General features: G+C 71.5%; 2 protein-coding genes and 1 tRNA gene. 1 reads left to right on the plus strand and 2 read right to left on the minus strand.

What is annotated here, in order from left to right:
* Positions 1 to 134: 134 nt before the first annotated feature.
* Positions 135 to 3,548, plus strand: a complete 3,414-nt coding sequence (locus D7X12_RS39765; RefSeq protein ID WP_244225063.1) for an ATP-binding protein — start codon at positions 135 to 137, stop codon at positions 3,546 to 3,548.
* A gap of 61 nt (positions 3,549 to 3,609) precedes the next feature.
* Here D7X12_RS39765 and D7X12_RS39770 read toward each other — a convergent pair.
* A tRNA-Ala gene (locus D7X12_RS39770) sits at positions 3,610 to 3,682 on the minus strand.
* 67 nt (positions 3,683 to 3,749) lie between these two features.
* A complete protein-coding gene (locus tag D7X12_RS39775) occupies positions 3,750 to 4,151 on the minus strand; it encodes a hypothetical protein (RefSeq protein ID WP_120630354.1) in 402 nt (133 codons plus the stop codon).
* Positions 4,152 to 4,305 lie beyond the last annotated feature (154 nt).

A 4,305-nucleotide genomic window follows, 5' to 3' on the forward strand; every position in this document is an offset into this window, starting at 1 on the left:
ACCGGGCGTTGGAGGGGGTGCCCGTCCGGGCGTGGGGTGGCGGGCTGATGCGGCGGGGGCTACTCGACAGCTCCCGCCTGCGTCAGGGGCCCGGGGTTTCCGCCCCTGCCCGGAGTCACGCCCCAGGAGTCCCCTTGCCAGGCAGTGAAGCCGTCCCCAGGTCCGCCGAGGAGGACGCCGCGGTCCGCGACGTGCTCGTCGGTGGCGGCGACATGGGCGCCCTGATGCGTTCCATGGACTGGTCCCAGACGCCGCTGGGCCCCGTGAAGGACTGGCCGCAGTCCCTGCGCACCGCGGTGAGCACCTGCCTCCACTCCCGCTTCCCCATGATGATGTTCTGGGGGCCGGAGCTGGTGAAGCTCTACAACGACGCGTACCGGCCCATGCTGGGCAGCAAGCACCCCCAGGCGATGGGGCGGTCCGGACGGGAGGTCTGGGCGGAGATCTGGGACATCCTCGGCCCGTTGGTCTCCCAGGTACGCGAGGAGGGCCTCGCCACCCTGTCGGAGAACCAGCGGCTCTTCCTGGAGCGCAACGGCTTCCCCGAGGAGTGCTACTTCACCTTCTCGTACAGCCCCATCCGCGATGAGAGCGGGAAGATTGGCGGCGTGCTCGACACCGTGGTGGAGACGACCAGCCAGGTGCTGGACGCGCGCCGCCTGCGGACGCTGCAGGAGGTGGCCATGCGCACCGCCGCGGGCCTCCGGACCCGCCGCGACACCAGCGCCCGGGCCCTGGAGGCCCTGGCCACGAACCCGGCGGACCTGCCCTTCGCGCTCCTGTACCTGCTGGACGCGGACGGCACCGGCGCCCGGCTCGAGGCCCGCATGGGCCTGGAGGGAGACTGCGTCGCGTGTCCCGAGCGCGTGCTCCTGGACGACGCCACCCGGGATCCCTGGCCCCTGGCCCGGGTGGCCCGCACGGGCCGGGCCGAGCGCGTGGAGGGGCTGCGCGAGCGCTTCGGCGCCCTGCCCCTGCGCGAGGACGTGCCCGCTCCGGACAGCGCGCTCGTGCTGCCACTGGCGCGGACGGGGGAGTCGGACCCGGCGGGGTTGCTCGTGCTGGGCCAGTCCCCCCGGCTCCCGGCGGATGCCTCCTACCGCTCGTTCCTGGAGCTCGTGGCCAGCAGCGTGGGTTCCGCGCTCGCGAGCGCCCGGGCCTACGAAGAGGCCGAGCAACGGGCCGAAGTGCTGGAGGAGGTGGACCGGGCGAAGACGGCCTTCTTCTCCAACGTCAGCCATGAGTTCCGCACGCCGCTGACGCTCATGCTGGGCCCGCTGGAGGATGTCCTCTCCAACAAGGCCCTCCCGCTGAACCCCTGGCAGGAGGAGCGGCTGCGACTCGTCCAGCGCAGCAGCCAGCGGCTGTACCGGCTCGTCAACAGCCTGCTCGACTACAGCCGCCTGGAGGCGGGCCGGACGCGAGCCACCTTCGAGCCCACCGACCTGGCGGCGCTCACCACCGAGCTTGTGACCGCCTTCGAACCGTTGGTGGCGAAGGCGGGGATGCGGCTGGTGGTGGACTGCCCGCCCCTGCCCGGGCCCGTCTGGGTGGACCGCGATCTCTGGGAGAAGATCGTCCTCAACCTCGTCTCCAACGCCTTCAAGTTCACCTTCGAGGGCCAGCTCGCCGTGCGGCTGCAGTGGCGGGGCGACCGCGTGGAGCTGTCCGTCCAGGACACCGGCACCGGCATCCCCGAGGCGGAGCTGTCCCGCGTCTTCGAGCGCTTCCACCAGGTGGAGGGCGCGCGGGGGCGCAGCCACGAGGGCAGCGGCATCGGACTCGCGCTGGTGCACGAGCTGGTGAGGCTGCACGGAGGCCACGTCAGTGTCGTGAGCACCGTGGGCCAGGGCAGCACCTTCACGGTGGCCCTGCCCACCGGCACGGCGCACCTGCCTTCCGAGCAGCTCCGCGACCGCGCGCCGGCCGACGTCCGGACTCCGGGCCCGGGCGCCTTCGTCCAGGAAGCGGCCCAGTGGCTCGCCCCTGCCCTGCCCGATCCGCTGACCGCGCCCGCCGCCCGGGCGCCGGAAGGGGCCGCTGGCGCTCCAGCCCCGCACGGCCGCGTGCTGCTGGTGGATGACAACGAGGACATGCGCGACTACGTGCGGCGCGCGCTCGAAGGCCACTTCAAGGTGGAGGCGGTGGCGGACGGACACCACGCGCTCGCCGTGGCGCGGGAGCGTCCCCCGGACGTGGTGCTGTCGGACGTGATGATGCCGGGGCTGGACGGCTTCGGACTCCTGCGCGAGCTGAAGTCGGACCCGCGCACGGCCCACGTCCCGGTCATCCTCCTGTCGGCCCGGGCGGGAGAGGAGGCGAAGGTGGAGGGGCTGAACGCGGGCGCGGACGACTACCTGGTGAAGCCCTTCGGCGTCCGCGAGCTGGTGGCCCGGCTGGAGGGGACCGTGAACGCCGCCCAGGCCCGGGCCCTGAGAGAGGAGCTGCTGCGGGCGCTCCAGCTTTCGGAGACGCGCTACCGATTGGCCACCCGGGCCACGAAGGACGCCATCTGGGACTGGAACCTCCTCACCCAGGAGGTGATCTGGAACGAGGGGCTGCAAGCGCTCTTCGGCTACAGGGCCGCCGAGGTGCGCCCCGTCTCCACCTGGTGGTACGAGCAGATCCACCCGGAAGACCGGGAGCGCATCAGCCGCGACATCCACGGCGTCATCGACGCGCCCGGGGGCAGCGACTGGCGCGGCGAGTACCGCTTCCGCCGGCAGGACGGCACCTACGCCTTCGTGGAGGACCGGGGCTGGGTGGTGCGCGACGTCCACGGCACGGCCATCCGCATGGTGGGCGCCCTCCAGGACGTCACGCTGCGCAAGCAGGCCCAGGCCCAGCTGCAACAGCGCGCGGACTTCGAGCAGCAGCTCATTGGCATCGTCAGCCACGACCTGCGCAACCCCGTGAGCGCCATCCTCCTGGGCGCTGCCAGCCTCATGCGCCGCGATGAGCTGGACGAGCGCAGCACCAAGGCCGTCAGCCGCATCCAGACGTCCGCGGAGCGGGCCCACCGGATGATCCGCGACCTGCTCGACTTCACCCAGGCCCGCCTGGGCGGAGGCATCCGCATCCAGCGCCGGCCCACGGACCTGCACGAGGTCCTCCAGGGCGTGGTGGAGGAGATTGAAGCGACGCACCCGGACCGGGAACTCCAGGTGGAGGGCACCGGGCCCGGTCACGGCGAGTGGGATCCGGACCGGCTGGGGCAGATGGTCCAGAACCTGGTGACCAACGCCCTCAAGTACAGCCCCCCGGACACCCCGGTGCGCATCCAGACCCGGGCGGACGCCGACAGCGTGACGCTGGCCATCCACAACGCGGGCACGCCCATCCCGCCCGAACGGCTGGAGCAGCTCTTCCAGCCGCTCCAGCGCGTCAGCCGCGACGCGGACAACAGCGGCAGGAGCATCGGGCTGGGGCTCTACATCGTGAAACAGCTGGTGGAGGCCCACGGCGGCACCGTGACGGTGGCGTCCACGGCCGACGCCGGGACGACGTTCACCGTGCGCCTGCCCCGCACGCCTCCCGCCGCGACCTAGCAACACCCCGCAAAGCAAAAGGCCCGCGAGATTTCTCTCGCGGGCCTTTTTCATTTCAGAGTGGAGCTTACCGGGATCGAACCGGTGACCTCTTGAATGCCATTCAAGCGCTCTCCCAGCTGAGCTAAAGCCCCTTCTTGTGCTGCCTGCTGCTGGCACCGCTGTTGGGGAGCGGTGCCACCCGTCGAAAGCGGCGCTCTTCTACCGCTTCTTCGTCCCAGACGCCACAACTGTTTGCGGCTTCGCGACACTTTTTCCAACCTTCAACCGCTCCGCGACCTCTTCTCCTTCCCGGAGCAGGTCCGTGAGCTGCGCGGCGTGGTCCGCGGACGCCTTCTCGGCCGCTGCGATGGACGCGAGCAGCTTGGCGAAGCCCGCGGGCAGCTCCAGGCGCCCCTGCTGCACGGACTGCCAGACGGCCTCCCCCAACTCGCGGTGGGCCTGCTCCTTCTTGTCCTTGAGGAAGGCGGCCTTGCCATTGGCCCGCGCCAGCTCCGTGTTGCGCTCGACGGCCTCACGCAGCCGGGCCAGCTTGGCCTCGGCCGCCTGGAAGGCTTCGTTGATCTGCCGCATCACTTCGGACTGCTTCGGGTCTGCTGCCACGGCTGTCACCCTCGAAAGAAGTCGGTCGTGCGTAACGTGGCGGCTCGCCGACTGTCAACCCGGCTTGCGGACGAGCCGCGCGGCGAAGAAGCCCCCGCCGGGCACCCGGGGCGGCAGGGCGCGCAGGTACGGCCCGTCCACCCCCACCTGGAGC

It is taken from the genome of Corallococcus sicarius (assembly GCF_003611735.1).
GTDB classification, from domain to species: domain Bacteria; phylum Myxococcota; class Myxococcia; order Myxococcales; family Myxococcaceae; genus Corallococcus; species Corallococcus sicarius.